This is a genomic window from Comamonas sp. MYb69 (assembly GCF_037479315.1).
Lineage (GTDB): Bacteria > Pseudomonadota > Gammaproteobacteria > Burkholderiales > Burkholderiaceae_C > Comamonas.
This window is the reverse complement of the sequence record NZ_JBBGZG010000011.1, coordinates 189,467-215,806: the sequence shown is the minus strand read 5'-3', so window position 1 is coordinate 215,806 and position 26,340 is coordinate 189,467. Positions and strand designations below refer to the sequence as shown.

The 26,340-nt window shown below is 62.6% G+C and carries 19 protein-coding genes; 2 read left to right on the top strand and 17 right to left on the bottom strand.

Features of this window, described 5'->3' with window-relative positions; all coding sequences use genetic code 11:
* Positions 1-21: 21 nt before the first annotated feature.
* The gene (locus WH303_RS16520) at positions 22-774 is read right to left on the bottom strand and encodes a Nif3-like dinuclear metal center hexameric protein (protein WP_339519823.1); all 753 of its coding nucleotides are present in this window, start codon (positions 772-774) and stop codon (positions 22-24) included.
* Between the two features lie 101 nt (positions 775-875).
* Entirely contained in the window at positions 876-2,198 is a 1,323-nt protein-coding gene (locus tag WH303_RS16515; protein WP_021027793.1) for an MFS transporter, read from the bottom strand.
* A gap of 137 nt (positions 2,199-2,335) precedes the next feature.
* Between WH303_RS16515 and WH303_RS16510 the strand changes: the two genes are divergently transcribed.
* Positions 2,336-2,668 (top strand): hypothetical protein, encoded by a 333-nt coding sequence (locus tag WH303_RS16510; RefSeq protein WP_339519822.1) that lies wholly within the window; start codon positions 2,336-2,338, stop codon positions 2,666-2,668.
* A 111-nt stretch (positions 2,669-2,779) separates the two neighbouring features.
* Positions 2,780-3,943 carry a trypsin-like peptidase domain-containing protein gene (locus WH303_RS16505; RefSeq protein ID WP_021027791.1) on the top strand — a complete coding sequence of 388 codons (1,164 nt, stop codon included), beginning with the start codon at positions 2,780-2,782 and terminating at the stop codon, positions 3,941-3,943.
* A gap of 203 nt (positions 3,944-4,146) precedes the next feature.
* Here the strand turns inward: WH303_RS16505 and tatC are convergent, their stop codons facing one another.
* The 15 genes from tatC to hisC form a co-directional block, all read right to left on the bottom strand.
* Positions 4,147-4,941 carry a twin-arginine translocase subunit TatC gene (gene tatC, locus WH303_RS16500; protein ID WP_116927100.1) on the bottom strand — a complete coding sequence of 265 codons (795 nt, stop codon included), beginning with the start codon at positions 4,939-4,941 and terminating at the stop codon, positions 4,147-4,149.
* A 138-nt stretch (positions 4,942-5,079) separates the two neighbouring features.
* Positions 5,080-5,601 carry a Sec-independent protein translocase protein TatB gene (tatB, locus tag WH303_RS16495; RefSeq protein WP_116927101.1) on the bottom strand — a complete coding sequence of 174 codons (522 nt, stop codon included), beginning with the start codon at positions 5,599-5,601 and terminating at the stop codon, positions 5,080-5,082.
* 65 nt (positions 5,602-5,666) lie between these two features.
* The gene (gene tatA, locus WH303_RS16490) at positions 5,667-5,918 is read right to left on the bottom strand and encodes a Sec-independent protein translocase subunit TatA (RefSeq protein WP_021027787.1); all 252 of its coding nucleotides are present in this window, start codon (positions 5,916-5,918) and stop codon (positions 5,667-5,669) included.
* 103 nt (positions 5,919-6,021) lie between these two features.
* A complete protein-coding gene (locus WH303_RS16485) occupies positions 6,022-6,378 on the bottom strand; it encodes a histidine triad nucleotide-binding protein (RefSeq protein WP_339519820.1) in 357 nt (118 codons plus the stop codon).
* 90 nt (positions 6,379-6,468) lie between these two features.
* Positions 6,469-7,569, bottom strand: a complete 1,101-nt coding sequence (locus WH303_RS16480; RefSeq protein ID WP_084635872.1) for a patatin-like phospholipase family protein — start codon at positions 7,567-7,569, stop codon at positions 6,469-6,471.
* On the bottom strand, positions 7,562-7,951 hold the full coding sequence (locus tag WH303_RS16475) for a DUF4870 family protein (RefSeq protein ID WP_021027784.1): 390 nt from the start codon (positions 7,949-7,951) through the stop codon (positions 7,562-7,564). Before WH303_RS16475 ends, WH303_RS16480 begins: the two co-directional genes overlap by 8 nt.
* Positions 7,948-8,352 (bottom strand): phosphoribosyl-ATP diphosphatase, encoded by a 405-nt coding sequence (locus WH303_RS16470; RefSeq protein WP_312988089.1) that lies wholly within the window; start codon positions 8,350-8,352, stop codon positions 7,948-7,950. The genes WH303_RS16475 and WH303_RS16470 overlap by 4 nt, the downstream gene beginning before the upstream one ends.
* A 61-nt stretch (positions 8,353-8,413) precedes the next feature.
* On the bottom strand, positions 8,414-8,812 hold the full coding sequence (gene hisI, locus WH303_RS16465; RefSeq protein ID WP_192816996.1) for a phosphoribosyl-AMP cyclohydrolase: 399 nt from the start codon (positions 8,810-8,812) through the stop codon (positions 8,414-8,416).
* Between the two features lie 110 nt (positions 8,813-8,922).
* A complete protein-coding gene (locus WH303_RS16460; RefSeq protein ID WP_339519815.1) occupies positions 8,923-19,614 on the bottom strand; it encodes a beta strand repeat-containing protein in 10,692 nt (3,563 codons plus the stop codon).
* A gap of 1,225 nt (positions 19,615-20,839) precedes the next feature.
* Positions 20,840-21,619 (bottom strand): imidazole glycerol phosphate synthase subunit HisF, encoded by a 780-nt coding sequence (hisF, locus tag WH303_RS16455; RefSeq protein WP_021026068.1) that lies wholly within the window; start codon positions 21,617-21,619, stop codon positions 20,840-20,842.
* A 139-nt stretch (positions 21,620-21,758) separates the two neighbouring features.
* Positions 21,759-22,769 carry a UDP-glucose 4-epimerase GalE gene (galE, locus tag WH303_RS16450; RefSeq protein ID WP_339519813.1) on the bottom strand — a complete coding sequence of 337 codons (1,011 nt, stop codon included), beginning with the start codon at positions 22,767-22,769 and terminating at the stop codon, positions 21,759-21,761.
* A gap of 337 nt (positions 22,770-23,106) precedes the next feature.
* On the bottom strand, positions 23,107-23,853 hold the full coding sequence (hisA, locus tag WH303_RS16445) for a 1-(5-phosphoribosyl)-5-[(5-phosphoribosylamino)methylideneamino]imidazole-4-carboxamide isomerase (protein WP_339519811.1): 747 nt from the start codon (positions 23,851-23,853) through the stop codon (positions 23,107-23,109).
* A 23-nt stretch (positions 23,854-23,876) separates the two neighbouring features.
* Positions 23,877-24,545 (bottom strand): imidazole glycerol phosphate synthase subunit HisH, encoded by a 669-nt coding sequence (gene hisH, locus WH303_RS16440; protein WP_133856870.1) that lies wholly within the window; start codon positions 24,543-24,545, stop codon positions 23,877-23,879.
* Between the two features lie 38 nt (positions 24,546-24,583).
* Entirely contained in the window at positions 24,584-25,213 is a 630-nt protein-coding gene (gene hisB, locus WH303_RS16435; RefSeq protein WP_339519807.1) for an imidazoleglycerol-phosphate dehydratase HisB, read from the bottom strand.
* A complete protein-coding gene (hisC, locus tag WH303_RS16430; protein ID WP_339519805.1) occupies positions 25,210-26,328 on the bottom strand; it encodes a histidinol-phosphate transaminase in 1,119 nt (372 codons plus the stop codon). Before hisC ends, hisB begins: the two co-directional genes overlap by 4 nt.
* Positions 26,329-26,340: the final 12 nt, after the last annotated feature.

Below are 26,340 nucleotides of genomic sequence, written 5' to 3'. Positions count from 1 at the left end.
GCAGGTCCTCTGGAGAAAGCCTCAGGCGGGGTTGTCGATATCGATAAAGCGGTGCGCCACACCCAGTTGCTGGGCCACGGCGGCCGCAGCGGCGGGTGCGCCATAGCGCTCGGTGGCATGGTGGCCGGCTGCAAAAAAGCTCACGCCGGTCTCGCGCGCCAGGTGGGCCTGGGGTTCGGATATTTCACCGGTCAAAAAGCCATCAGCGCCGGCCGCCATCGCGGCCTCGAAGAAACCTTGTGCGCCCCCGGTGCACCAGGCCATGCGGCGGATGGGGCGCGGCGTCTCGCCCGTCACCAGGGTGACGGAGCGCCCCAGGGTCTGTTGGATATGCGCAGCAACCTGCGCCGGCGCCACCGCATCGAAGCTGCCGATAAAGCCCAGCTCCTGATCGCCAAAGCGGGCATCGGCCTGCCAGCCCAGCAGCGCGCCCAGTTGGGCGTTGTTGCCCAGCTCCGGGTGTGCATCCAGCGGCAGGTGGTAGGCGAACAAATTGATGTCGTGCTTGATCAGCAGCTCGATGCGCTGCTTCATCCAGCCGGTGATGCGGCCGTCGTAGCCGCGCCAGAACAGCCCGTGGTGCACAAAGATGGCATCGGCCTGCTCGGCAATGGCCGCCTCGATCAGTGCCCGCGATGCCGTCACCCCGCTGACCAGCTTGCGGATCTCGGCCTTGCCCTCCACCTGCAAACCGTTGGGGCCATAGTCTTTGAAGCGGGCGGGCTGCAGCAGCGCATCAAAGGCCTGCAGCATGTCTTGGCGGGTCGTAGTCATGCCCGATTGTCTCAGACCTGTGCGGCGCGCCAGGCCAGAAACAGAAAACCCGCTGATGCCAGGCATGCAGCGGGTTGCGGGGCCATCAGTCTGATGCCGATTTACTTCTTGGCAACCCAGCCCTTGACGGCGAGCGGCCAAAAGCCCATCGCGACGCCCAGCACGCCCATGGCGGCCACATAGTGCGCAGGCGCCATCACATCGGCCTGTTGCCAGACGGACACCAGCATCGGCGTCAAACCACCGAACACCGCATAGGCCATGTTGTAGGAGAAGGACAGGCCCGTGAAGCGCACTTCAGGCGGGAAGGCGCGCACACCGACGACGGGCAGCAGCGAGATCGCACCCACAAAGAAGCCCACCAGCGCATAGGTCCAGACCAGCGAGATCTCGGTGCCTGGCAGGTTCAGGTAGAACAGATAGGCAGTGACAGCCATGCCGCCCCAGCCCAGCACCATGGCGGCACGCGTGCCCCATTGGTCGGACAGCCAGCCCCAGAACACGCAGCCGATGGTCAAGGTCACGGTCGCCACCGCATTGGCCTTGAGGGCCACCGCAGGCGCGATATGGAACACCTTTTGCAGGTAGGACGGCGTGAACAGAATCACCACCACCACGGCGGTGGACAGGATCCAGGTCATCAGTGCCACGACCACGCTGGCTTCGCGGTGGTCGCGCAGGATGGTCTTGAGCGGCAGTTCGCGGTCGACCTGCTTGCGGGCCTGCATCTCCTGGAAGATGGGGGTCTCATGCAGGAACTTGCGCAGGTACACCGACACCAGGCCAAACACGCCGCCCAGAATGAAGGGAATGCGCCAGGCCCAGTCGTGGATCTCGGCCGCGCTGTAGACGCTGTTGAGCCAGACGCCAATGATCGAGCCCAGGAAAATACCGCCGGTGATGCCCGAGGTCAGCGAGCCAATCGCAAAGCCGTAGCGCTTGGCAGGTGCGTGTTCCGCGACAAACACCCAGGCGCCGGGCATTTCGCCGCCAATCGCTGCGCCCTGCAGCACGCGCATGGCCAGCAGCAGGATGGGCGCGGCCAGACCGATGGTCTCATAGGTGGGCAGCAGGCCGATCACCAAGGTGGGCACCGCCATCAGGAACACCGACAGGGTGAACATCTGCTTGCGGCCCAGGATGTCGCCAAAGTGGGCAATCAGGATGCCGCCAATGGGGCGTGCCAGGTAGCCGGCCGCAAAGATGCCCAGCGTCTGCAGCTGGCGCATCCAGTCGGGCATCGACGCCGGGAAGAACAGCGAGCCCAGTACGTTGGCAAAAAATACAAACACCACAAAGTCATAAAACTCCAGGGTGCCGCCCAAGGCCGACAGGCCCAGGGTCTTGTAATCGTTCCGGTTCAAAGGCCGGTTGGCAGGCGAGGCGGCTTGGGCCCCACCTTGGTCAGCAGTCAGCGAAGTCATGTGTCCTCTACATTCCAGAGCAGGACAGCGCAAAGCGCAGCGCGTTATGGGCGCATATCAAGGGGTTCGGCGAGACCCGGGATGGCGGGAGTCAGGGCCAGCGAGAGGAGAGATGGACCCGTTCGCAGGGAACCACGATGAGCAAAAGAGCGCAGTCAAAAGGTTGGGGAACTATTCTAGGTACTTACCCTTTGGGCTCTGCCGGTGTCACGAAAAGTATCGCCCGCCACTGGGGCATGCCACCACAGCCGGCGGCGATGTTCAGCCTGATATTGTTCCGCAAGCAACTTATTTTGGAGGACTTCGCAGAAAATCGAACAGATTGGTACCGTTTCGAGAACGATGTCACCCCCATGACATCGCAAAAGACGATGGAATACATCGCAGATGACAGCGCTATGCGCCAGAATGCGCAGGGCCCTCTGGCCCGAATCGAGCGTGAACCCATGCATGGTCTGCACAGCAGCTAGCGCCTTGGCAGAGCCTTGCCACCAAGCCCGGTGCCATAATCAATGGCAATGTTCTGCGCCGCTCAGGGCTGTTAGCCAGACGCGGCCACCCCACACCCAACCCCAGGTTTTATGAAACGCCTCTGGCTTCTTTTCGCACAATCGGTCACCGTCTTGCTGGCCCTGTACTTTATCGTCGCCACCTTGCAGCCGGGCTGGCTGCAGCGCAACAATGCCGTACGCAGCAATGCCGGTATTGCCTTGATCGAGGCGCCGCAAAGTGAGGCCAACCGCGCCAGTGTGGCCACCAGCAGCTTCAGCCCTGCGGCCAAAAAGGCCTCGCCTGCCGTGGTCAGCATCAATACCAGCACCGCAGTGCGCCACCCGCGCGCCAATGATCCCTGGTTCCAGTTCTTCTTTGGCGACCAGGGCGTGCAGAACCAGGCGGGCCTGGGCAGCGGCGTGATCGTCAGCCCCGACGGCTATGTGCTCACCAACAACCATGTGGTGGAAGCGGCCGATGACATCGAGGTGACCCTGACCGATGGCCGCAAAGCCAAGGGCACGGTCATTGGCACCGATCCGGAAACCGACCTGGCCATCCTCAAGATCAGCCTGGACAAGCTACCCGTCATCGTGCTGGGCAACTCCGACTCGGCCGAGGTGGGCGACCAGGTGCTGGCCATTGGCAACCCCTTTGGCGTGGGCCAGACGGTCACCAGCGGCATCATCAGCGCGCTGGGCCGCAGCGAGCTGGGCATCAACACCTTCGAGAACTTCATCCAGACCGACGCGGCCATCAACCCCGGCAACTCGGGCGGCGCACTGGTCGATGTCAACGGCAACCTGGTGGGCATCAACACGGCCATCTATTCGCGCTCGGGCGGCAGCATGGGCATTGGCTTTGCGATCCCCGTGGCCCTGGCCAAGAATGTGCTCGACAGCATTGTGCGCGACGGCAAGGTGACGCGTGGCTGGATCGGCGTCGAGCCCAATGACCTGACGCCTGAGCTGGCCGAGACCTTTGGCGTCAAGGCCGACAGTGGTGTGATCATCACCGGCGTGCTGCAAAGCGGGCCAGCTGCCAATGCCGGCATCCGCCCGGGCGATGTGATCACCCAGATCGGCGACATGCAGGTGCACCATGTGCAAAGCCTGCTGACTGCCGTGGCGGCTCTCGTGCCCGGCACCACGTCCGAAGTGCAGCTGCGCCGGGGCGACCAGAGCCTGACCCTGCCGATCACTCCCGGCACCCGCCCGGTCAACAACCGCGCGATGCCCCAAGGCCGGCGTTAAGCCCTGGCGGCGAGCGGCGTTGGCAGCGCCCTCGCCTTTGCGCGTGGATCAAAGGGATGTGGACCGGTGCCGTCGAACCCGATCCCCGCAACGACACAGCACAAGACCCACCCCAGGTGCTGGCCCTGCCCCACCAACAGCAAAGCCCCGGCTGATCTCAGGTCAGCACGGGGCTTTGGCGTATCTGGTGGGCAGGTAGCCGGTCAGGCTGCGGCGTCCGTGTCCGCTTCTTCTTCCTTCTTGGGCTGGTTGCGCGAGAACCAGGTAGCGCCCAGGATACCGACCTCATACAGAATGCACATGGGCACGGCCAGCGAAATCTGCGACAGCACATCGGGAGGGGTCACCACCGCGGCGATGACAAAGGACAGCACAATGAAGTAACCCCGGAACGACTTGAGCTTGGCGATCTCGACGATGCCCAGCCGCACCAGCAGGATCACCACAATGGGCACCTGGAAGGCCAGGCCAAAGGCCAGGTAGAGCGACAAAATGGCTTCGACATAGGAGGCAATATCGGGCGTGGCCGCCACGCTTGATGGCGTGAAATGCTGGATAAAGCCAAACATGCGATCGAGCACAAACAGCTGCACAAAGGCAATGCCGGCATAGGCCAGCAAGCTGCCAAAGAAGATCAACGGCAGCGCAAACTTGCGCTCATGCATGTAGAGGCCCGGGGCCACAAAGGCCCAGAGCTGGTACATGATCCAGGGCAAGGCCAGCAAAATGGCCGCCATGCCCAGCACCTTGAGGGGCACGATGAAAGGCGAGAACACGCCCACGGCAATCAGCTTGGCATCGGGCGGCATGTGCATCTTGATCGGATGCGCGATGAAGTTCATCAGCCCATCGGGGCCAGGCCAGAAGGCCAACAAAGCCAGGGCCACGAGCACGCCACCAATGCTGTAGAGCAGCCTATCGCGCAGTTCCATCAGGTGCTGCACAAAGGGCTGCTCGGTGCCGGCCAGCTCGTCTTCTTTAGAAGGGGTTTCGGACATGGGGATATCTGTTGCGGATCAAGGCCTCACGGGAGCGCAGCGCGTTAGCGCAGGCTGCAGCGCCCCGGGCCGATGGAAATACCAGTGAGAAAACATGCCAACGCGCGGCTCTGGGAGCGGGCTGCGTTGCGGGCGCCATCACAGGCCAGACGATGGCTTCTTGGGCCGAAAACGTGCCACGCGCGCTGCACCCGATTGCACATGGGTGCGCACACCCGCCTGGTGCTTGTACCACTGGGGTGTGGCGCCGCGCTTTACGCGCCAGTTCTTGCGAGGGTGGTGGTAGACCGGAGCCACCGTCGATGCCGAGCCGCCGTCATAGCTCTCGGCATAGGGATCGGCGGTGTAGAAGCTGTCGTCGCTGCCCGATGAAGCCGTGCCATTGGCCTGGTCGTTGAGGTTTTTCTCGAAGTCTGCGGAGTTGGTGCGGATGGTGCTTTCCACATCACGCGCGGCCGACTCGACGTTCTCCTTCATCTTGCGCAGCTCGTCGAGCTCCATCGATCGGTTGACCTCGGACTTGACGTCGTTGACATAGCGCTGCGCCTTGCCCAGCAATGTGCCTACCGTGCGCGCAACGCGCGGCAGTTTTTCAGGGCCAATGACGATCAGTGCCACCGCACCGATCAAGGCCATCTTGGAGATACCGAGATCAAACATTCCAACCCCATCGAATGCACACAAGCGGTTGCTGCGGCTTGCCCGCAGCCCCTGTCATGCGCACATCAGCCCTTGTTCTTGGCTTCGACGTCGATGGTGGTGTTCTTGTCAGCCGCAGGCGACTGACCCACTTGCTGTGCCGTGGTCGTCGTGGATGCAGCGGGCGAGGCGGATTCGCCGCCGTCCTTGATGCCATCCTTGAAGCCCTTGACGGCACCACCCAGATCGGTGCCGATGTTCTTGAGCTTCTTGGTACCAAATACCAGCACCACGATGAGCAGAACAATCAGCCAATGCCAAACAGAAAAGGAACCCATGAAATTCTCCTAGCGAATATGCGCATTTTAGACGCCTTGGGCATCTACCGGTTTCGTAATACTGTCACGCGGCCAGGGCTTCAGCCCGTGGCCTGCGCAGGGCTCAGCCCTTTTTCCAGGGCCGGGGGCCGCCCAGCAGGTGGATGTGCAGATGGTGCACCTCCTGGCCGCCCTCTTCGCCGGTGTTGACCATCAGCCGGAAACCGCCTTGCGGATAGGGATGGCAGCCGTTATCCAGCGCCAGTTGCGGCGCCTTGGCCAGCATGCGGCCCAACAGCGGTGCCTGTTCGGCGCTGACCTGCGCCATCGAGGCGATATGCAGCTTGGGCACCATCAGCAGATGCACGGGCGCGGCTGGGTGGATGTCCTTGAACACCAGCATGTCCTCGTCTTCATAGACCTTGCTCGACGGGATCTGGCCGGCAATGATTTTGCAAAAAAGGCAATCAGGATCGTGCATAAACTTCTTATCTCTCAAAACAAGGGTGCCGCCGTTGCTGGCAACCCGCAGTAACCGGCACAAGCAGCAACTGTGCCAACAGGCAGTAGATTACACCTTGAAACCAGATCGCACACCAACATCCGCCCGGTGCTTGGTGAGCCAGTTCTCGCCGGAGACACGGCCCCGCTCGCACAGCTCGCGCACAAAAGGCGCATCCGAGCGGTTCTTGCTCGATGCGCCATAGCTCTTGAGCACAGCACCTCCATCGACATGGTGCATCAGCATGTACTTGTAGCGCTCCCGGTCTAGCTTGCCTTCATCGAGCAGGCGGCGCACAAAGCCCATGGCGCGCAGCTCGGCCAGCAAGCTGGCGTTGAAGGTGATCTCGTTGATGCGGTCCATGATCTCCTGGGCGTTGGTCGGCACCTCGTTGTATTCAATGGGGTTGAGCTGCACCAGCAGCACATCGCTGTTGCCCGTCTGGTAGATCAGCGGGTAGAGCAAGGGGTTGCCGGAGTAGCCGCCATCCCAGTAGTACTGGTCCTTGATCTCGACGGCCTTGTACATCATCGGCAGGCAAGCCGAGGCCATCACCGCGTCGGCCGTCAGCCGCTTGCCGCTGAAGACTTCCCCCTTGCCGGTGCGCACATTGGTGGCGCAGACAAATACCCGGGGCGCATTGCGGCCCTGCTCATGCTGGAGAAAGTCAAAGTCCACCACCTTTTCCAGCAGGCGGCGCAAGGGGTTGATGTCGAGCGGGTTGGTCTGGTAGGGCGAGAGCCACTGGCTCATCATGTCCCAGATGGCCTTGCCGGCCATCGGCACACCCGCCATCAGGCTGCCCATCGTGCCTACCCCTTCCCAAAACTGCTTGAGGCTCTCGCGGGCCGATTCACAGCCCGCGTCATGGGCTTTTCGCTTGTCGGTTTCGGTGGCTGCTGCCTTGCCGTAGCCATAGGCCATCACCACGGCGTTCATCGCCCCGGCGCTGGTGCCGCTCACACCTTCTATCCACAGGCTGCGGTCAGCCAGCAAGGCATCGAGCACGCCCCAGGTAAAGGCGCCATGCGAGCCGCCACCCTGCAAGGCCAGGCTGATGGGCGGCGTGTTCTCGTCCACCCCCTTGGAGCGGGGCACCCGCTTGGGCGCTTCGGCCTCAGCGGGGGCTGCTGGCTCCGGCGTCTCGGGTGCTGGTGTGTGGCTAGCCATTGATGGCCTGGTCTTTGTTCATCGCCACCATGCCGCGCACGATGCGATAGAGGAACCAGACGGAAATGAGGGTCCAGGCGATCCAGCCCGGAACGACGAAGAGGAACCACAGCGGCGCGGTGATGACATACAGCACGCCGGCCCAGACCACGCTGCGGATGCGCCAGGAAAAATGGCTTTGCTGCCAGGTACCCTGCGCATCGCTGCGCTTGACCAGGTCAATCACCAGCGCGATCAGCAGCAGCACGATGCTGGCCTGGGCGGTGGGCACCACCGCTGCCACGGCCACAATCAGGTGCAGCAGATAGCTGACCCAGCCCCAGGTCTTGAGGCTTTCCATCGCGGCCGAATCAACGGTCTTCACGTCAACGACGTCGTTCATGCGGAACTCCCTTCTTCAGCTTCACGGTCTTTCACCTTGCGCATCGCTTTTTCTTCGAGGCCACTCAAGCCCTCGCGGCGCGCCAGCTCGTTCACCACATCGGCGGGGCTCAGGCCATAGTGGGCCAGCGCCACCATCGTATGAAACCACAGATCGGCCACTTCGTACACCAGCTTGGAGGCTGGCGCGCCATGGTCCACATCCTTGGCCGCCATCACCACTTCGGTCGCCTCTTCCCCCACCTTCTTCAAAAAGGCATCCGGGCCCTTGTGCAGCAAGCGTGCCACATAGCTGGTCTCAGGATCGCCGCCATTGGCGGGTTTGCGCGACTCCAGCACCTCGGCCAGACGCAGCAAGGCATCGGTGGAGGACAGGGCAGCGGAAGCAGAGGTATCGGTCATAACGAAAATATAGCGAAGCAGCCACCCAGGGCTGCCAAAGAAGACAGTGCCGGGACAGGGATTATTTGTAGATCGATTCCGGGTCTTTCAAGACCGGATCGACCGCTTGCCACTGGCCATCCCGCAACACACTGTAAAAACAGCTATGGCGACCGGTGTGGCAGGCGATGCCCGGCTCATGCCCGGTCTGGGTCACGCTCAGCAGCACCACATCGTTGTCGCAGTCGATGCGGATCTCATGCACGGTCTGCACATGGCCGGACTCCTCGCCCTTGAACCACAGCTTGCCACGCGAGCGGCTGAAGTACACCGCCCGGCCCAGCTCGGCCGTATGGGCCAGCGCTTCGCGGTTCATCCAGGCAAACATCAGCACATCCTTGGAGTGCTGCTCCTGCGCAATGACGGGCACCAGGCCCTGCGCGTCCCATTTCACTTGATCGAGCCAGTTCATGCGGGGAATTGTCTCGCATTCAATGCAGTTGTGCGCAATGCAGGGAGAAAACAGCCGCAAAAGAAACCGGCCCGGTGCAAGCCATGCAGCCGGGCCGGAGAGGCTCACGCTCAGAACGCTCAGTCCTGGGGACGACGGCCCTGGCGCTGCGGCAGGGCCTTGCCCGCCAACAGCACCAGCAGCAGCGCCATCAAGGCCAGCGCCCAAGCGGCATTCACGGGCACCCGCTTGACATCGGTGGGCGGCGTGTTGGTAAACAGCGCAGACGACGTGGCCTCGTTGTTCGCTGCCACCGGGTCATACACATCGCTGCTGGCACGGGTTGTGATCGTGATCGCAGCGGTGGAGGCCGGCGTGAACTTGGTGGTACAGGTGATCGACTCGCCCACCGCCAGTGCCGCCACGGGCTGGGTCGGCGTGCAGACCGTGACCGCACCGGCAGGCGCGCCGCTGACGTCACAACGTGCATGGGTCGCCGTGGCCGGGCCTGCGTTGCGGCAGGTCGAGGTCAGCGTGAACTCCACCCCCACCTTGGCATCGAGGGTGGCGGGCATGCTCACCTGCATATCCGCGGCTTGCGTTGGCGTGCTCACCGAGCAGGCGGCGCTGCAGCTGCCTGCTGCACTGCTGCCCACGGTGTTGACCACATTCGGGCTGGTCACCGTGTCGTCCACGCGCACCGTGTATTCAAAGGCCACCGTACCCGGCGCTTGCGGGCTGCCGCCCGGCACCGTTGCTGGCTGCGTGCAGCTGCTGCCTGCGGCCACGCAACCCGCCGTCCAGCCTTCACCCGTGCCGACATAGCGGGTACCCGCAGGCACCGTCTCGGTCAGCACCGTCGAGCCAGGCGTGCCGCCTGTGTTGCTGACCAGCACCTGGTAGGTGAGCTTGTCGCCGGGCTTGATCACATAGCCCGCTGGCACGGGCGCGTCGTTCACCTTCACCAGCACATTGGTCACCGTCACCGCCGAAGGTGTATTGCCGTTGACGGCCTTGGCATCGCTGTTGTTGGCGGTGTCGCTTTCGTAGCTTTGCGTTGCTGCCGTCATGCTGGCACTGATCGCACCCTCTGCCGCAGCAAAGGTCGCCGTGCAGCTGAGACTTCCGCCCACCGCCAGGTTGGCGTTGGCATCGCAGATTGCGGCAATGCTTGTGCCACCATTGTTCACGGTCATCACGCAGCTGGCATTGAGGGCCTCCGCCGGTCCATTGTTGGTGCACTGGCCGGAGATAGTCACGCTTTGACCCACCACCACAGCGCCAGACGGGATCGTCGTGATCTGCGCCTGCATGTCCGCCACCGCATTGGCCGTCTCTGCCATGCAACCACCGGCCGCGCAAGCGGCTGGCACATCGCTGGTCACCGTATTGATGATCTTGCCGCTGCTGGTCGCTGGGGCAAGCACTTCCACCGTGAACGCAACAGTTTGCTCACCGGCCACACCTTCTGCGCTTTGTGCGGGCACCGTCACGCTTTGCTCGCAGGTGCTTCCTGCTGCTTCGCAGACCGGTGCTTGGCTCCAACCCTGGCTCTCGTTAGGGGCGATGCCGCCTACAAACTGGGTGCCTTCTGGCACGGTCTCGGTCAGCACGAGGGTGCTGGCAGTACCGCCCGCGTTGGTCACCCGCAGTTGGTAGGTCAGCGTGTCGCCGATCTTGGCTGCGTAGTTGGCGGGCACAGCCGCACCGTTGACTTGCGCCAGGGTCTTGGCGATGTTCAGCTCGGCGGGCGTGTTGACCTTGACGGTCCTCGTCGCCGTGTTGTTGCCCGGTGCGCCATCGTACAAGTCATTGCTGGAGGTCACGCTCACGGCATAGTCACCGGCTGCACTTGGCGTGATCTTGGTGGTGCAGGTGATGCTGTCGCCCGATGCCAGCGTTGCGGCGGGCGTCGTGGGCGCGCAGATGGTTTGTACACCAGCGGGAGCCGTCACCAGGCAAGCCGCGTTCAAGGCCGTTTGCGGGCCATTGTTCTTGCAGATGCTGGTGTAGATCAGCTCCACACCCGTGGTGCTGGTCGTGCCCGGTGTCACCGTCACGGTGGCCTGCATGTCTGCATGCTGCGTGCCGGTCGTCACCTGGCAGCTGCTGCAGCTGCCGACACTGCTGGTAGCCGTGTCAACGATGCTCGCCGTGCTGCCTGGGCCAGCCACGGTGACGGTGTAGGTAACGGTGCTCGTTTGGCCCGCGCCCACTGCCACCGTCTGGCTGCAGGTGCTGGACGCCGCAGCACAACCTGCACTCCAACTCTCACCCGTTCCGGTGTAAGTGGTACCTGCTGGCACGGTCTGGCCCACATCGGTGCTGCCTGCCGTGCCGCCGCTGTTCACCACGGTCACTGTGTAGGTCAGCACATCACCGGGCTTAGCCAGGTAGCCCGCTGGCACGGGGCTGCCGTTCACGGCGGTCAACACATTGGTGGTCACCAAGCTGGCTGCGGTATTACCCACCGTCGACTTGGTGTCGGTGTTGTTGGCCGTATTGCTGTCATAGCTTTGCGTTGCAGCTTGGATGCTTGCGCTGATAGCACCTTCAACAGCGGTGAAGCTTGCAGTACAGCTGATGCTGCCACCCATTACCAAGGTTGCATTTGCACCGCAGGTCACTGCAGTGTTGTTGCCGCCATTGCTCACTGTCATCTCGCAGCTGGCGTTGACCGCATTGGCTGGGCCATTGTTGGTGCACAAACCAGTGATGGTGACGCTTTGACCCACGACCACCGCACTTGGCAAGCTGCTGGTGATCTGCGCTTGCATATCGGCAACTGCGTTAGCAGTTTCGACCGAGCAAGTACCAGAGGCGCAAGCAGCTGGGATGTCGCTGCTCACGGTATTGGTGATCTTGCCGTTGCTAGTAGCTGGGGCAAGCACTTCCACCGTGAACTCTACGGTCCGCTCACCGGCCACACCTTCTGCGCTTTGCGCTGGCACGGTCACGCTTTGCGTGCAGGTGGTGGCTGCTGCTTCGCAGACCGGTGCTTGGCTCCAACCCTGGCTCTCGTTAGGAGCGATGCCGCCTACAAAGCGGGTGCCCTCTGGCACGGTCTCGGTCAGCACCGTGGTGCCGGATGTACCACCCGTGTTGGTCACAACCATTGCGTAGGTCAGCTTGTCGCCAATCTGGGCTGCATAGTTGGCTGGCACAGCAGCGCTATTGACTTGCGCCAAGGTCTTGGTGATGTTCAGCGCCGCTGGCGTATTGACCTTGACGGTGGTGTTGGCAGTGTTGTTGCTTGGCGCTGCGTCGTACAAGTCATTGCTGGTAGCCACGCTCACGGCATAGTCACCAGCCGTGCTTGGCGTGAGCTTGGTAACGCAGGTGATGCTCTCACCCGAAGCCAAGCTCGCCGCTGGGCTGGTTGGCGTGCAGATTGCTGCCGATGCGCCCGCTGGTGCGGTCACCACGCAAGTTGCATTGATAGCGCTTTGCGGGCCGTTGTTTTTGCAAACGGCGGTGTAGGTCAGCTCCACACCAGTCGTGCTGGTCGTGCCTGGGCTGACGGTCACGGTTGCCTGCATATCTGCATGCTGCGTGTCGGTGGTGACTTGGCAAGTCGTGCAGGTGCCCACCGAGCTGGTGACGGTGTCCACGATGGTGGCAGTGCTGCCTGGGCTGGCAACGGTCACCGTGTACTGCACGGTGCTGGTTTGGTTCGCACTCACTGCAACCGTCTGGCTACAGGTGCTGGACGCCGCAGCACAACCTGCACTCCAACCCTCACCCGTGCCCGTGTAGGTCGTACCTGCGGGCACAGTCTGGCCCACTTCCGTGGAACCTGCAGTACCGCCGCTGTTGGTGACGCTGACGGTATAGGTCAGCACATCACCGGGTTTGGCCAGGTAGCCAGCTGGCACGGGGCTGCCATTGACCAAGGTCAGCACATTGGTGGTCGCCAGGCTAGCTGGCGTATTACCCACCGTGGACTTGGTGTCCGTGTTGTTCGCAGTGTTGGACTCGTAGCTCTGCGTTGCTGCATTGATGGTCGCACTGATGTCGCCTTGGGCAGCGGTGAAGGTCACCGAGCAGCTCAGCGTCTCGCTCACTGCCAAGGTCTTGGCTGCATCGCAAGTTGCACCGACCGATGCAGCACCGTTCTGCACTGCCATCTGGCAGCTGGCGCCAACAGCACTGACGGGACCATTGTTGGTACAGGTACCGGTGATGGTCACGCTTTGGCCCACCACCACAGCACTTGGCAAGCTGCTGGTGATCTGCGCTTGCATGTCGGCGACGGCGTTGGCGGTTTCGACCGAGCAAGTACCAGAGGCGCAAGCTGCAGCAATGTCGCTGCTCACGGTATTGGTGATCTTGCCGTTGCTGGTCGCTGGGGCAAGCACTTCCACCGTGAAGCGCACGGTTTGCTCACCAGCCACACCTTCGGCGCTCTGCGCTGGCACCGTCACGCTTTGCGTGCAGGTGCTGGCTGCCACGCCGCAAGCCTGTGGTGTCTGGCTCCAGCCTTGAGTTACATCAGGAGCACTACCGCCCACAAACTGGGTACCTTCTGGCACGGTTTCAGTCAGGACTGTCGTGCCAGCAGTGCCACCGGTGTTGGTAACGACCATAGCGTAGGTCAGCTTGTCGCCGATCTTGGCCGCGTAGTTAGCAGGCACAGCCGCGCCATTGACTTGCGCCAGGGTCTTGACGATGCGCAGAGCCGCTGGCGTGTTGACCTTGACCGTCGCGGTGGCGGCATTGTTGCTCGTCACGGCGTCGTACAGGGTGTTGCTGGTGGCAACGCTCACGGCATAGTCACCCACCACGCTCGGTGTGAGCTTGGTGGTACAGGTGATGCTGGATCCCGATGCAAGCGTCGCTGCCGGGCTGGTGGGCGTACAGGTCGTCACCGCGCCGGCTGGAGAGGTCACCGTGCAAGCGGCGTTCAGCGCCGTCTGTGGACCATTGTTCTTGCAGACGCTGGTGTAGATCAACTCCACACCCGTCGTGCTGGTCGTGCCTGGCGTCACCGTCACGGTTGCCTGCATATCTGCATGCTGTGTGTCGGTAGTCACCACACAGGTCGTGCAGGTACCCACCGAGCTGGTGACGGTGTCCACGATGGTCGCAGTGCTGCCTGGGCTGGCAACAGTCACCGTGTACTGCACGGTGCTGGTCAGGCCTGCACCCACTGCCACGGTTTGCGCGCACTGCGTACCCGCTGCCGTGCAACCTGCACTCCAACCCTCACCCGTGCCGGTGTAAGCGGTACCTGCTGGCACGGTCTGGCCAACATCGGTGCTGCCTGCCGTGCCGCCACTGTTGGTGACGCTGACGGTATAGGTCAGCACATCACCAGGCTTGGCCAGGTAGCCAGCGGGCACGGGGCTGCCATTGACCAAGGTCAGCACATTGGTGGTGGCCAGGCTCGCCGGTGTGTTGACCGACAGACTGTGGCTTGCGCAAGCAGTCGTGCTGCTGTTCACACAGGTAACACTGGGGTCCACGCCCGGAGCGCCCGAGCCCGTGGGGTTGGTAGCAGCGTTGTTGACGACGGTACCGCCGCTACTTGGCAAAGTGACGGTCAGCTGGATGCTGGCCGATGCACCGGCTGCCAGCGGGCTGGCAACGGTACAGGTCAGCAAGGCGGCGGCACTGCTGGGCAGCGCGCCGCAGCTGGCGCCAGTCACGCCAGTGGCCACCACGCCTGCAGGCAGCTTGTCCTTGACGATCAGGTTGCTGCCGGTGGCCAACTGGCCACTGTTGCTCAGGGTCAGCGTGTAGACATAGCTGGAGCCGGTCAGCGCCGTGGCTGCGCCCGTCTTGCTCAGGCTGACATTGGCGGGAGTGCTGACGGCGGCCGTCGAGCTGGCGCAAGCCACATTGGCCGCATTGGTACAGGCCGGGCCAGGGTCCACACCCGGATTTCCGCTGCCCGATGGATGGGTTGCCGCATAGTTGACGACATTGCCGCCACCGCTGGGCATGGTCACGGTCAGCTGGATGCTGGCAGAGCCACCATCTGCTGCGATCGGATCAGCCACGGTACAGGTCAGCAAGGCACCTGCCGCACTGGGCAAGGTGCCGCAGTTGGCGCCGGTAACGCCCGTGGCAACCATGCCGGTGGCGAGCTGGTCTCGCACCACCAGGTTGGAGGCCGTGGCGGTCTGGCCGCTGTTGCTCAGCGCCAGCGTGTAGACATAGCTATTGCCTGCCACCGCAGTGGCTGCGCCGGTTTTGGCCAGGCTGACATTGGCCGGGGTCTTGACGGCAACCGCACCGGTGGTGGGATCACATGCCTCCGTCGTTGCGGCAGCCGTACAGCTGGGATCACCACCGCCGCCCAGATTGGCGGTGTTGGCAGCGCCGGCGCCCGTGGCCGATGATGCCACCGACACGGGAATGGTCAGCACATAGCTGCCATCGGCCAGGCCGCTGGCCAGTTGGCAAGCACCAATGCTGCTGCCACTGCTGCTGCAACCGCTCAGCGTGGCGGCGCCACTGACGGTTGGCGCACCCGACAGGGTCACGCCAGCGGGCAGGCTGTCGGCGATGCTGATGGCCGCAGTGGTGGGCCCGTTGGCCACGCCAATGGTGATGCGGTAGCTCTGGCCGCTGGCACCCACGACAAAGCTGGTCGGTGATGCGGCCTTGGTCACGCTGAGCTTGGGGTAGACCGGCGTGTTGGTAAAGGTACAGCTGATGTCATCACCGGCTTGGGGTACGACCGTGATGGAGGTACCCGCACCCGAGGACACGCTGGTGCCGCCCGCCGTCGCATTGGTACAGCTGTAGGTGGTGGTGTAACGGGCCAGGTTGGTCGCAGGTGTGCCGGCGGCGGTTTCAGTCAGCAGGTAGCTGGTGCCGGCCGTCGCGGTGGTCGGGCCTGCCGAGGCTGTGGTTTGCGTGCCGCTGGTGGTGGCGCTAGGGCCGCCATTGTTGATGCCCACGCTGAACTGGTCGGTGCCGAGAATGCGGCCCGATACGACCGTGTTGACCGTCAGCTTGGGCGCAATGGCACTGTTGCTGAAGGTACAGCTGATGTTGTCGCCCGCCTGGGGCGCCAGGCTGAAGCTGGTGCCCGTGCCCGAAGGCATGGTGGTGCCGGCAACGCCCGTGTTGGTACAGCTGTAGCTGCTGTTGTAGCGCGCCAAGTTGGCGCCAGCGGCTGCTACTTCACTCAGTGTGTAGCTGGTGCCGGCGGTGGCCGTGTAAGTCGTGGTGCTTGCCGAGGTTGCCGTGCCGGCGGTCGATACGGTGGGGCCACCATTGCTGATGGCGATCGTGAACTGGTCCGAGGCCAGTGCGCGCGAGGCAATGCTCTTGACCAGGGTCAGGCGCGGCGCGATCGGGGTATTGCTGAACGTACAGGTGATGGCATCGCCCGCCTGCGGGGTCACATTCACGGTGGTGCCAGTGCCCGGCGCCACCGAGGTGCCGCCTGCGGTGGCATTGGTACAGGCGTAGGTGGTGGTATAGCGCGCCAGGTTGGTCGTGCCGGCAGCCGTTTCACTCAGTGCGTAGCTGGTGCCCGGGGTAGCCGCAAAGGCCGCGGTACTTGCGCTGGTGGCCGTGCCCGAGGTCGTCGCAGTGGGGCCGTTGCTGATGGCAACGGTGAACTGGTCGGTACTGGCGGCACGGCTTGCCACGTTTGCCACCACCGTCAAGGTGGCCGATGGCACCACCGGGATCGAGTCCGTGGCGCAACCGACGGTCGGCGTATTGACAGCGGTACAGGCCGCCGCCGTCGTGCTGGTGGGGTAGCTGCTGGTCGTGGGATCCGTGTTGTCGGTACCCACCTGCGCCTTGTTGACCAAGGTGGTGCTGGTGGTCGCCGATACCGTGGCAGTGACAGCGATGGTGGCGCTGGTGCTGGCGGCCAATGCGCCGCCGGTGTTGTTGCAGGTCAGCACATTGCTGTCGGCACCCGAGCCCATGGCACAGCTAAAGATACCCTGGGTGGCGTTCACGGTGAAATTGCTGAGCCCCGTGGGGAAAACATCGACCACCCGCACGGTATTGGCCAGGGCTTCGACGGTGGCGGAGTTAGCAACGGTGAGCGTGAAAGCCACCGTATCGCCAGGCGCTTTGGACTGGGGATTGGAATGGGTCTTGGTCAGCCGCAGGATGGGTGGTGTCTGCGCCGTGTTCAGATCGATGGCGCAACCGGCTGGAATACTGTTGTTGGTACAGGCATTGACTTGCGTGGTGGTCGGTGCTGCAGAGCCCAGGACGGCGTCGGCACCGCCAGTGACCAATGCCTTGTTCATGTACTGGTTGCCGCTGGTCATCGCGCCTGCATTGGCCAGCAGACTAAACTGGCTGACAGCCCCCGCCGCAATCACCGTGCTCGAGGTACAGCTGACTTCCGTGTTGCTGACCCGAGTGCAGGTCCAGTCTGCGGCATTGGGGCCCGTCTTGGTCAGCGCTGCTGGCCAGTTCATCGGCGTGGGCAGCACATCGCGGAAATTGATCGTGCCCACCGAGTCGGCATCGCCAGTATTGCTGACGCGGAAGGCATAGGTCGTCGTGCCGCCGACATAGATGCCAAAGCGGCCATCGTCCTTGGTCAGGTTCAGTTGCACACGCTTGACCGCATCGGTATCGGCCGCGCAACCCGTGGCGATATCCGAAGCCACCGATGGCGAGCACGTTTGCGTGGTCGCGACCGTGGGCGCACTGGGCTTGCTGGAATCACTGCCGCCACCAACGCGGGCGAGGTTCACCAAGGCGCTGGGCGCCGTGCTGGCAATTGAGACCGGCAGCGAAATCGCAGCACTGCCACCTGCCGCAATAGCGGTGCTGGTGGTGCAGGTGATGCTGTTGCTTGACGCGGTATAGCTACAGCTGAAAATGCCGCTGCTGAAAGTCGCTGCACCCGTATAGGACATGCCCGTGGGCAAGACATCCACAACGGTGACCACGCCGGCACTTGGCGCATCACCGACGTTGTTGACGGTCAACGCATAGATGGTCGTCCCACCTGCCAAGACCACATCGGTGTTGTCATTGTTGGTCAAGCTCAGCAAAGGCGATTTCACGGCATCGACATCGATGGCACAACCAGCGGGTGACTGGTTACCGGTACACGCCGTCGCGGTCGCCTCAGTAGGGGCGGAGCCGTTGAGCGGATCCCCGCCTCCACCAATCTTGGCCTTGTTGGTGATGGTTGTGCTGGTTGCCGAACTCAGACCGACATTGACCGTCACACTAAACACACTGCTACCGGCCGCAGCAATGGCAGTAGAGCTGGTACAGGTGATCACACTGCCGCCGGCTGCGCCGCTACAGCTCCAGTTGGCGGCATTGGTCCCCCCCAAGGAAATGGTACCTGAGGGAATCGTCAAACCTGTAGGCAACTTGTCGACCACGGTAATCAAACCCGTGGTGGGTGAAGCGCCCACATTACTGGCGGTCAGGGTGTAGGCGGTTGTGCTACCCGCATTCACAATGTTGACACCGTTGCTCTTGGCCAAGCGCAGATCTGGGGCGCAAGAAGCACCCGGCAAGGTGCCTGGTGCATTGGGTGACTGGAACGAGGCAACGCCGCCCTGGTTACCAAAGGCGCCGTAGTTGTCCGTCGTGCCATTGGTGGTGTAACCCGGAGTGCCACCATTGATGGTCGTCGTGACCACCATGCTGGATGGAGAAAAAGCGATAAAGCCACCGCCGCCGCCGCCGCCAGGGCCATGGCGTCCGGCAGTGCCAGTCTGGCTGCCCGCCCAGGCGTTGCCACCGTCACCACCGCTGGCATCAATCACGGCAGTGCCGCCTTCAAGCGTATGGATCACCACCGAGCCGCCTGCGCCACCGCCACCTGCCGCATCGTTTTGCACGTTGTAGCCATTGGCGCCGCGCACATCGATCACACCGGTACCAGTAATGTTCTGCGCACGCAAAATGACAATACCGCCACCCGATGCACCGGAGGAGCAACGGCCATCCGCATCCGAACACCCAATACCGTTGTTGCTGTAGGCTGCAGAATCTGCGGTGCCATTGTTGGTACTACCCGCACCACCGCCACCACCCAAGAAAATACGGTTGAAGGCGGTGGTACCCATATAGCCACCGCCGCCGCGACCACCGCTGTCGACCAAGGGATACGCCCAGGGCCGACCACCCAGTCCGCCGGCGGCGTAGTTGCCGCCGCCACCGCCGCCTGCGTTGTAATTGTTGTTATTGACACCAGCAGGTGCGCCATCGGCACCACCACCGCCGGCATTGCCCGGGGCGCCGCGCGCGCGCGAGCCTCCTGGGTAGCCTTCGATGCCCGAATCTATCTGGCTGATGCCCCCATTGAGAACCGCATTCGTCAGCTTTGCGCCATAGTTTCCGCTCTTGTTGGCCAAATACTGCGGTGTGCCTGCAATGCCTTCACCCTTCCCGCCTCCGCCACCCGCAGCAGCATAAGTGCCCATCCAATCGTCTCGCGATCCCTGTGCGGAGCCATTGCTGCCGATGGCACCGCGAAAGCCCTTGCCTGCCAGGAAAATGGCACGGCCGGTCTGACCCTCCACCGTGCCGCTATTGAGCGTCAAAGTATCGCGGGCATCAATGGCAACGACGCCACCGGTGGAACCATTCCAAGCGGGGGCGGTGACACCGCTGACGGCCGCCGTGGTGTACTGCGGCACCCGCACGACTTGGTAGGTCTTCTGGCCAGAAGTGGAGGTTGCCGTTGCGTTGCGATAGTTATTGGCCAGCGCCGGCGTGAACGTCACGGTGGACCCAGAAACCGAGACCACACGGACAAACTCATACAGACCGGTGTTATTGACGCTGGTGGAACCCTGACCACCACTGCCACCGCTGCCGTAGGCGCTGGAGTTGACGGCATTGATGCTGGCGTCCTGCATCTGGATGACCAGCATGAGGTCATTGGCAGCGAACGCAGTCGTTGCGCCTGCCGTATTTCGGGCACCAATGGTCAAGCTGGTACTGCCAGCATTCAGAGATGCCGTAGTGCCTGGAAAGTAGCTATTTACTATGCCAGTTGCAGAGCCTGCACCGTCCTTGCCGGGCACTGCACAGACCTGCGCCCAGACACTGACCGGTAACACCAGCAGCGCCACCAGCATCGCAGTGCGCGCGCAAATCTTGCGGAAAACAGACAGGCAGGCCAAAGCCTGCATAACGCATATCCCAAACACCGACATAGCCGACAACTCCCAGCCTCTTATCAGCGTCACCAGGCCCGGATCGGCGACGCGTTTTCTCATAGTTCTATTGCAATTGCCTACGGCTTTTGCCGCCGCATTTCTCAGACAACCGAAACAAACTGTGACTAAAAATAGATAGATCGCGTTTATAGCAGTTTGCAATTACCGAGTGTGTTTCAACTTTGGAAACATTGTCAATCATTGCAAACTGTCATTTCTGATCGATTAAATCAATCATTTTTATAGCTTTGCAGATCACTAGTGACGAAGGAGAGTGCAGAGGCTCAGAACTTGGCTGGTCAGCATGCTCATGGGATGCCGTTTGCAAATGCCTCCTGGCCCCACCCAGGTGCATGGGGGTAGCCAGGTCAGCCAATCCACGCGCCGACGAATAGCCGCTTGCAATGGCCAAAGACAAACGCCAGTCACGCCACCCCTCCAGAGGCTGGCTGGTGGATGCCTACGGAGGAAAGTGCAAACGCGCACAAACGGCCTGGGCAGTTCAGACAGCGGAGACTGGAGAGTTCCAGCAAGGGCGGCGTCGCTGGCCCAAAGCTCGCAGACGGAATGGGTAGCTAGCTGGATCAGGCCCCACAACACAAACGGCGCCAAAGGCGCCGTTGCTTGTGTCAAAAACCAGCCTGAAAAGCGGTGTTTAGAATCTGTTCTTAGAACCTGTTCAAAGTCTCTACGCAGCCGCGTTGGAGTGCAATCGGGATGAGTTCGAAGGGATGGAACGCAGCTTGCACCGGGGTGCAAGCAAGGGCCAGCGCGCAGAAATCGCCCGATTTCACTCCAACCCTTAGGGACAGTGGCTTTGCGAGCGGTCTGCGTTGTTGCAAATCCTCGCAATAGCTGGGCTATTGCTGCGGTGTTGCGCCTAGCATCCCATCTCGCAAAGACACTGTCGCGGCGCGAGGAGACTTTGAACAGGTTCTTAGAGTCGAACCGGAATACCGCGCTCGCGCATGCGCTCTTTGGCCTGCTGCACGGTGAACTCGCCGTAGTGGAAGATGCTGGCCGCCAGCACCGCATCGGCACCACCCTGTTGCACGCCATCGGCCAGGTGGTCGAGGTTGCCCACACCGCCCGAAGCAATGACGGGCACGCCCACGGCATCGGCCACGGCACGGGTCAGGGCCAGGTCAAAGCCGGACTTGGTGCCATCGCGGTCCATGCTGGTGAGCAAGATCTCTCCGGCGCCGCGTGCGGCCATATCACTCGCCCAGCGGACAGCGTCCAGCCCCGTGTTCTTGCGCCCGCCGTGGCTGTAGACATCCCAGCCCTCGCCGCGCTCGATGACATCCTGGCCTTGGCGGCGCTTGGCGTCGATGGCAACCACAATGCACTGCGAGCCGTAGCGATCACTGGCGGCGTTGATGACGGCCGGGTCGGCAATGGCCGCAGAGTTGAAGCTGGTCTTGTCGGCACCGGCATTGAGCAGACGCCGCACATCGGCCACGGTGCGCACGCCGCCGCCCACGGTCAGTGGAATGAAGACCTGGCTGGCGACGGCCTCGATGATCGGCAAGATCAGATCGCGGCCATCGCTGGTGGCGGTGATGTCCAGAAAGGTCAGCTCATCGGCACCCTGGGTGTTGTAGCGCGCCGCAATCTCCACCGGGTCGCCGGCATCGCGCAGTTCGACAAAATTGACACCTTTGACGACGCGACCGCCGGTAACGTCGAGGCAAGGAATGATGCGTTTGGCAAGCATGGAAGATCTCGTGGCAGATGGGAGCGGTGGCGATAGCGCCAGACGGGCAAAACAATAACACGCCCAGCGCTCGCGCGCAGGCTGCGGGCCAGAAAAACGCCTGCAGCGCTTGGGCCGCCAGGCGTTGGGTCAGGATCCGTCAGTGCACGCTGCGGCCAGTGCCGATTTGCCAGCGCCAGACATCTTCCATCATGCGGTCCAGACCCAGCTTGGGCTGCCAGCCCAGCTGCGTGCGTGCTTGCGAGATATCCGCCCAGCAATGCGCAGCATCGCCTGCGCGGCGTGCACCGATGCGAAAAGGCACGGCACGGCCATTGGCATGCTCGAAAGCACGCACCAGACCCAGCACCGAGGTGGGCTGGCCCGAGCCAATGTTGAAGCGGGCCAGGCCCGCGTGGCCGCGCAAATACTGCAGGGTGGCGACATAGGCGCGGGCCAGGTCCATCACATGCAGGTAGTCGCGCACGGGGGTGCCATCGGGCGTCGGGTAGTCACCGCCATAAATGCGCAGGCCATCGCGCTTGCCGGCAGCCACCTGGGCCAGATACGGCGCCACATGGGAGGACATGCGCGGTGGGTCCTCGGCAATCAGACCGCTCTCGTGGCAGCCCACGGCATTGAAGCTACGCAGCAAGGCCATGCGCCAGCGCTTGGGCGAGGCTTCATCCAAGCTGCTGAGCACCTGCTCCACCATCAGTGCCGTCTGGCCGTAGGGCGTGCAGGCAGACAGCGGCGCGTCCTCGCGCACCGGGTGCGGCGCCGGATCTCCATAGACCACTGACGAGGACGACACCACCAGGTTGCGCAAGCCGGCCGTCTGCATGGCGCGCAGCAGGCCGATGGTGCCCGATACATTGTTGTCGTAGTAGCGCAGCGGCTCGCGCGCGGCATCGGCAGAGGCGGTGAGAAAAGCGCTGTGGATGACCGCATCGAAATGCTGCTCGTCAAACAATTGTTCCAGCACTGCGACATCGCGCACATCGGCATCGATGCAGGGCGGCGCAAAGCCCAGGATCTTGCCCAGCCTGGTGATGACCGAACGCCTTGCATTGCTGAAGTTATCCAGAATCAGGAACGGCATGCCGGCTTCGGCCAAGGCAATGCAGATATGAGAGCCAACATAGCCGGCTCCGCCAGTCACGAGTATCACAGGGGGCTTTCAAAGAGGTCTTGCAGAATGCGCTATCCAAGACTTCTATGGATTCTGTCATCCTGACCAAGCAACCATTGTCTGATAAGCCACAGTTATTCAAAACATTTGTCGGTCATCAGAAGCAGCTGCGGGTAACAACTAGCATTTGTTGACATTTCTCAAATTCGCAGTCACCACACGGACTTAAAAGCGCGGTGTAGTCCCACTCCCACAGCCTGCACGCCAACGGGCACCCAAGATCGAATACAAACTGTTTCAATTAACACAGATATCAAAAAGGCCACCCGAAGGTGGCCTTGCTGTTCTGCTGTGTTGCAGAGAGTTTCAGCGCCAATCAGACACTGTCACTCAACTGGTCCGCGCGCTCCTGGGCCGCTGCAAAATCCAGATCACCGGTGTAGATGGCGCGGCCGCAGATGACGCCTTCGACGCCTTCGGGCTCAGCCTTGCACAGCGCCTCGATATCGGCCATGCCCGACAGACCACCGGAGGCAATCACCGGAATCTTGATCGCCTGGGCCAGCTTGATGGTGGCCTCCATGTTGATGCCGCTGAGCATGCCGTCGCGGCCGATGTCGGTGTAGATGATGGATTCCACGCCCCAGTCCTCAAAGCGCTTGGCCGTCTCGATGACCGAGTGCTGGGTGATCTTGCTCCAGCCATCGGTGGCAACCATGCCGTCCTTGGCATCAAGGCCGACGATGATGTGGCCGGCAAAGGCCGTGCAGGCGTTCTGCAGAAAGCCGGGGTCCTTGACCGCAGCGGTGCCGATGATCACGTACTGCATGCCGGCATCGATGTATTTTTCGATGGTGTCCAGGTCGCGAATGCCGCCACCCAGCTGCACCGGCAGCTCGTCACCAAACTCTTTCAGGATGGCCTTGATGACCGGCAGGTTCTTGGGCTGGCCGGCAAAGGCGCCGTTGAGATCCACCAGATGCAGGCGGCGCGCGCCCGCATCGAACCAGCGGCGGGCGACCGCAACCGGGTCTTCGCCAAAGGTGGTGGATTGGTCCATATCGCCTTGCTTGAGGCGCACGCAGTGACCGTCCTTGAGGTCAATCGCAGGAATGAGCAGCATGGTAGTGGGCTGACGGTGAGAATTTAAGGGTTCCAGTGCAAGAAGTTGCGGTAGAGCGCCAGGCCCTGGTCCGCACTTTTTTCTGGATGAAACTGGGTGGCAAAGATGTTGTCGCGGCCAATGGCGCAGGCAAAACGCTCGCCATACTCGGCCCAGCCGTGGCACTGGGCATCACTGGCGGGGGCCGCATAAAAGCTGTGGACAAAATAGAAATAGGACTGGTCGGGCACGCCTTGCCAGACCGGGTGGGGCTGGCCGCCATGGGCTTGCTGCTGCACCTGGTTCCAGCCCATCTGCGGCACCTTGAAGCGGCTGCCATCGGCCTGGGTGCGGCCCGCCAGCTGGAACTTGCGCACCTGGCCAGCAATCAGGCCCAGGCCGGGCGTGTCGCCCTCTTCGCTGTGGTCCAGCAGCATCTGCATGCCCACGCAGACGCCGAACATCGGCTTGTTGCGGGCCGCTTCCAGCACGCTGTCCTGCAGGCCCGAGGCCTTGAGCTCGGCCATGCAGTCGCGCATGGCGCCCTGGCCTGGCAACACGATGCGGGTGGCTGCACGCACCACCTCGGGGTCGGCCGTCACCACCACGGCCACGGACGAGCCGGCCGCTGCCGCCTGCACGGCCTGCGATACCGAGCGCAGATTGCCCATGCCGTAGTCCACCACGGCAACGGTATTGGATGAAGTTGTCATAGCAAGAATGAAGTGTAGCGGCTGCCGCCAACGGCAGCTTACAGGGAGCCCTTGGTGGACGGTATCACGCCCGCCATGCGGGGATCATGCTCCAACGCAAAACGCAATGCGCGCGCAAAGGCTTTGAAGATGGTCTCGCACTGGTGGTGGGCATTGAAGCCCTTGAGGTTGTCGATGTGCAAGGTCACGCCGGCATGGTTCACAAAGCCCTGGAAGAACTCGTACACCAGCTGCGTATCAAGCTGGCCAATGCTGCCGGCGGTGAACTTCACATCCATGTGCAGACCCGGGCGGCCGGAGAAATCAATCACGACGCGGCTCAGCGCCTCATCGAGCGGCACATAGGCGTGGCCATAGCGGCGGATGCCCTTCTTGTCACCAATGGCCTTCGCAAAGGCCTGGCCCAAGGTGATGCCGATGTCTTCGACCGTGTGGTGGCCGTCGATATGTAGGTCGCCCGCGCACTCGATGTCCAGGTCGATCAGGCCATGGCGCGCGATCTGGTCCAGCATGTGGTCCAGAAAGCCGATGCCCGAGTTCAGCCGGGCATGGCCCGTGCCGTCCAGGTCGACGCGCACCTGGATGCGGGTCTCGGCGGTGTTGCGAGCCACCTCGGCCGTGCGGTGCAGCGGCGTGGCGGTCGATGGGGTGGGCACCAGATGGTTCATACAGACTCCTTGAGCGCCGCCAGCATGCGGGCATTTTCTTCACGGGTGCCCACGGTCAGGCGCAGGCACTGGGCCAGCAGCGGGTGCATGGCCGATACATTCTTGACGAGCACGCCACGCGCCTTCATCGCCGCCTGGGTCTTGCCCGCATCGTCCACGCGCATCAGCACCATATTGGCCTCCGACGGCCAGACCTTGCGCACGCCGCTGAGAGCCTGCAGCGCGTCGATCAGCGGCTGGCGTTCTGCACGGATGGCGCGGGCCTGCTCGGCATAGAGCGCCTCGTTCTCCAGCGCAAAAATGGCCGTCTCGCAGTTGAGCACGCTGATGTTGTAGGGTGGGCGCACCTTGTCGATCTCGTTAACGATGACCGCCGGCCCCACCAGGTAGCCCAGGCGCGCACCGGCCAGACCGAACTTGGACAGGGTGCGCATCAGCAGCACATGCGCATTGCGCGCAGGGTCGGCACGCATCTGGTCGATCCAGCTGCGGCTGGCAAAGGGCTGGTAGGCCTCGTCCATCACCACCAGGCCACCCACCTCCGCCACCGCATCGATGACGGCCAGCACCTTGTCGTCGTCCCACAAGGTGGCGGTCGGGTTGTTGGGGTAGGCGATATAGGTGATGGCGGGCTTGTGCTTTGCGATGGCGGCCTGCATCGCGGGCACATCCAGGTCAAAGTCTGCCGTCAGGTTGACGCCCACAAAGTCCAGGCCCTGCAGCTGGGCGGACATGGGGTACATCACAAAACCTGGCATCGGCGCGAGCATCTTGGCGCGGCCCTCAGCATGGGGCTGGGCGGTGGCCAGCGCCAGCAAGGTGATGATCTCGTCCGAGCCATTGCCCAGCAGCACGGCCGTGCCGGTAGGCGCGCCCACATAGTCGGCCAGCATTTTCTTCAGCGTCTCCAGGCGCTCGCCCGGGTAGCGGTTGATTTCCAGCGCGCCCAGCCGCTCGCCCAGCTTTTGCTGCAGCGCATCTGGCAGGCGGTAGGGGTTCTCCATGGTGTCCATCTTCAGCAGACCTTTGGAATCTTGCACATGGTAGGCCTGCATGGCGCGCACATCGGCGCGGATGCGTTGCAGGGCCTGCACAGACTTGTCTTGGGACGTCATCACATCACTCTT

What these genes read in the sequence shown, in the direction of transcription:
- WH303_RS16520 (WP_339519823.1), bottom strand. Translation starts at nt 774, where the DNA reads ATGACTACGACCCGCCAAGACATGCTGCAGGCCTTTGATGCGCTGCTG.
- WH303_RS16515 (WP_021027793.1), bottom strand. Translation starts at nt 2,198, where the DNA reads ATGACTTCGCTGACTGCTGACCAAGGTGGGGCCCAAGCCGCCTCGCCT.
- WH303_RS16510 (WP_339519822.1), top strand. Translation starts at nt 2,336, where the DNA reads ATGAGCAAAAGAGCGCAGTCAAAAGGTTGGGGAACTATTCTAGGTACT.
- WH303_RS16505 (WP_021027791.1), top strand. Translation starts at nt 2,780, where the DNA reads ATGAAACGCCTCTGGCTTCTTTTCGCACAATCGGTCACCGTCTTGCTG.
- tatC (WP_116927100.1), bottom strand. Translation starts at nt 4,941, where the DNA reads ATGTCCGAAACCCCTTCTAAAGAAGACGAGCTGGCCGGCACCGAGCAG.
- tatB (WP_116927101.1), bottom strand. Translation starts at nt 5,601, where the DNA reads ATGTTTGATCTCGGTATCTCCAAGATGGCCTTGATCGGTGCGGTGGCA.
- tatA (WP_021027787.1), bottom strand. Translation starts at nt 5,918, where the DNA reads ATGGGTTCCTTTTCTGTTTGGCATTGGCTGATTGTTCTGCTCATCGTG.
- WH303_RS16485 (WP_339519820.1), bottom strand. Translation starts at nt 6,378, where the DNA reads ATGCACGATCCTGATTGCCTTTTTTGCAAAATCATTGCCGGCCAGATC.
- WH303_RS16480 (WP_084635872.1), bottom strand. Translation starts at nt 7,569, where the DNA reads ATGGCTAGCCACACACCAGCACCCGAGACGCCGGAGCCAGCAGCCCCC.
- WH303_RS16475 (WP_021027784.1), bottom strand. Translation starts at nt 7,951, where the DNA reads ATGAACGACGTCGTTGACGTGAAGACCGTTGATTCGGCCGCGATGGAA.
- WH303_RS16470 (WP_312988089.1), bottom strand. Translation starts at nt 8,352, where the DNA reads ATGACCGATACCTCTGCTTCCGCTGCCCTGTCCTCCACCGATGCCTTG.
- WH303_RS16460 (WP_339519815.1), bottom strand. Translation starts at nt 19,614, where the DNA reads ATGCTGGTCATCCAGATGCAGGACGCCAGCATCAATGCCGTCAACTCC.
- hisF (WP_021026068.1), bottom strand. Translation starts at nt 21,619, where the DNA reads ATGCTTGCCAAACGCATCATTCCTTGCCTCGACGTTACCGGCGGTCGC.
- hisA (WP_339519811.1), bottom strand. Translation starts at nt 23,853, where the DNA reads ATGCTGCTCATTCCTGCGATTGACCTCAAGGACGGTCACTGCGTGCGC.
- hisH (WP_133856870.1), bottom strand. Translation starts at nt 24,545, where the DNA reads ATGACAACTTCATCCAATACCGTTGCCGTGGTGGACTACGGCATGGGC.
- hisB (WP_339519807.1), bottom strand. Translation starts at nt 25,213, where the DNA reads ATGAACCATCTGGTGCCCACCCCATCGACCGCCACGCCGCTGCACCGC.
- hisC (WP_339519805.1), bottom strand. Translation starts at nt 26,328, where the DNA reads ATGACGTCCCAAGACAAGTCTGTGCAGGCCCTGCAACGCATCCGCGCC.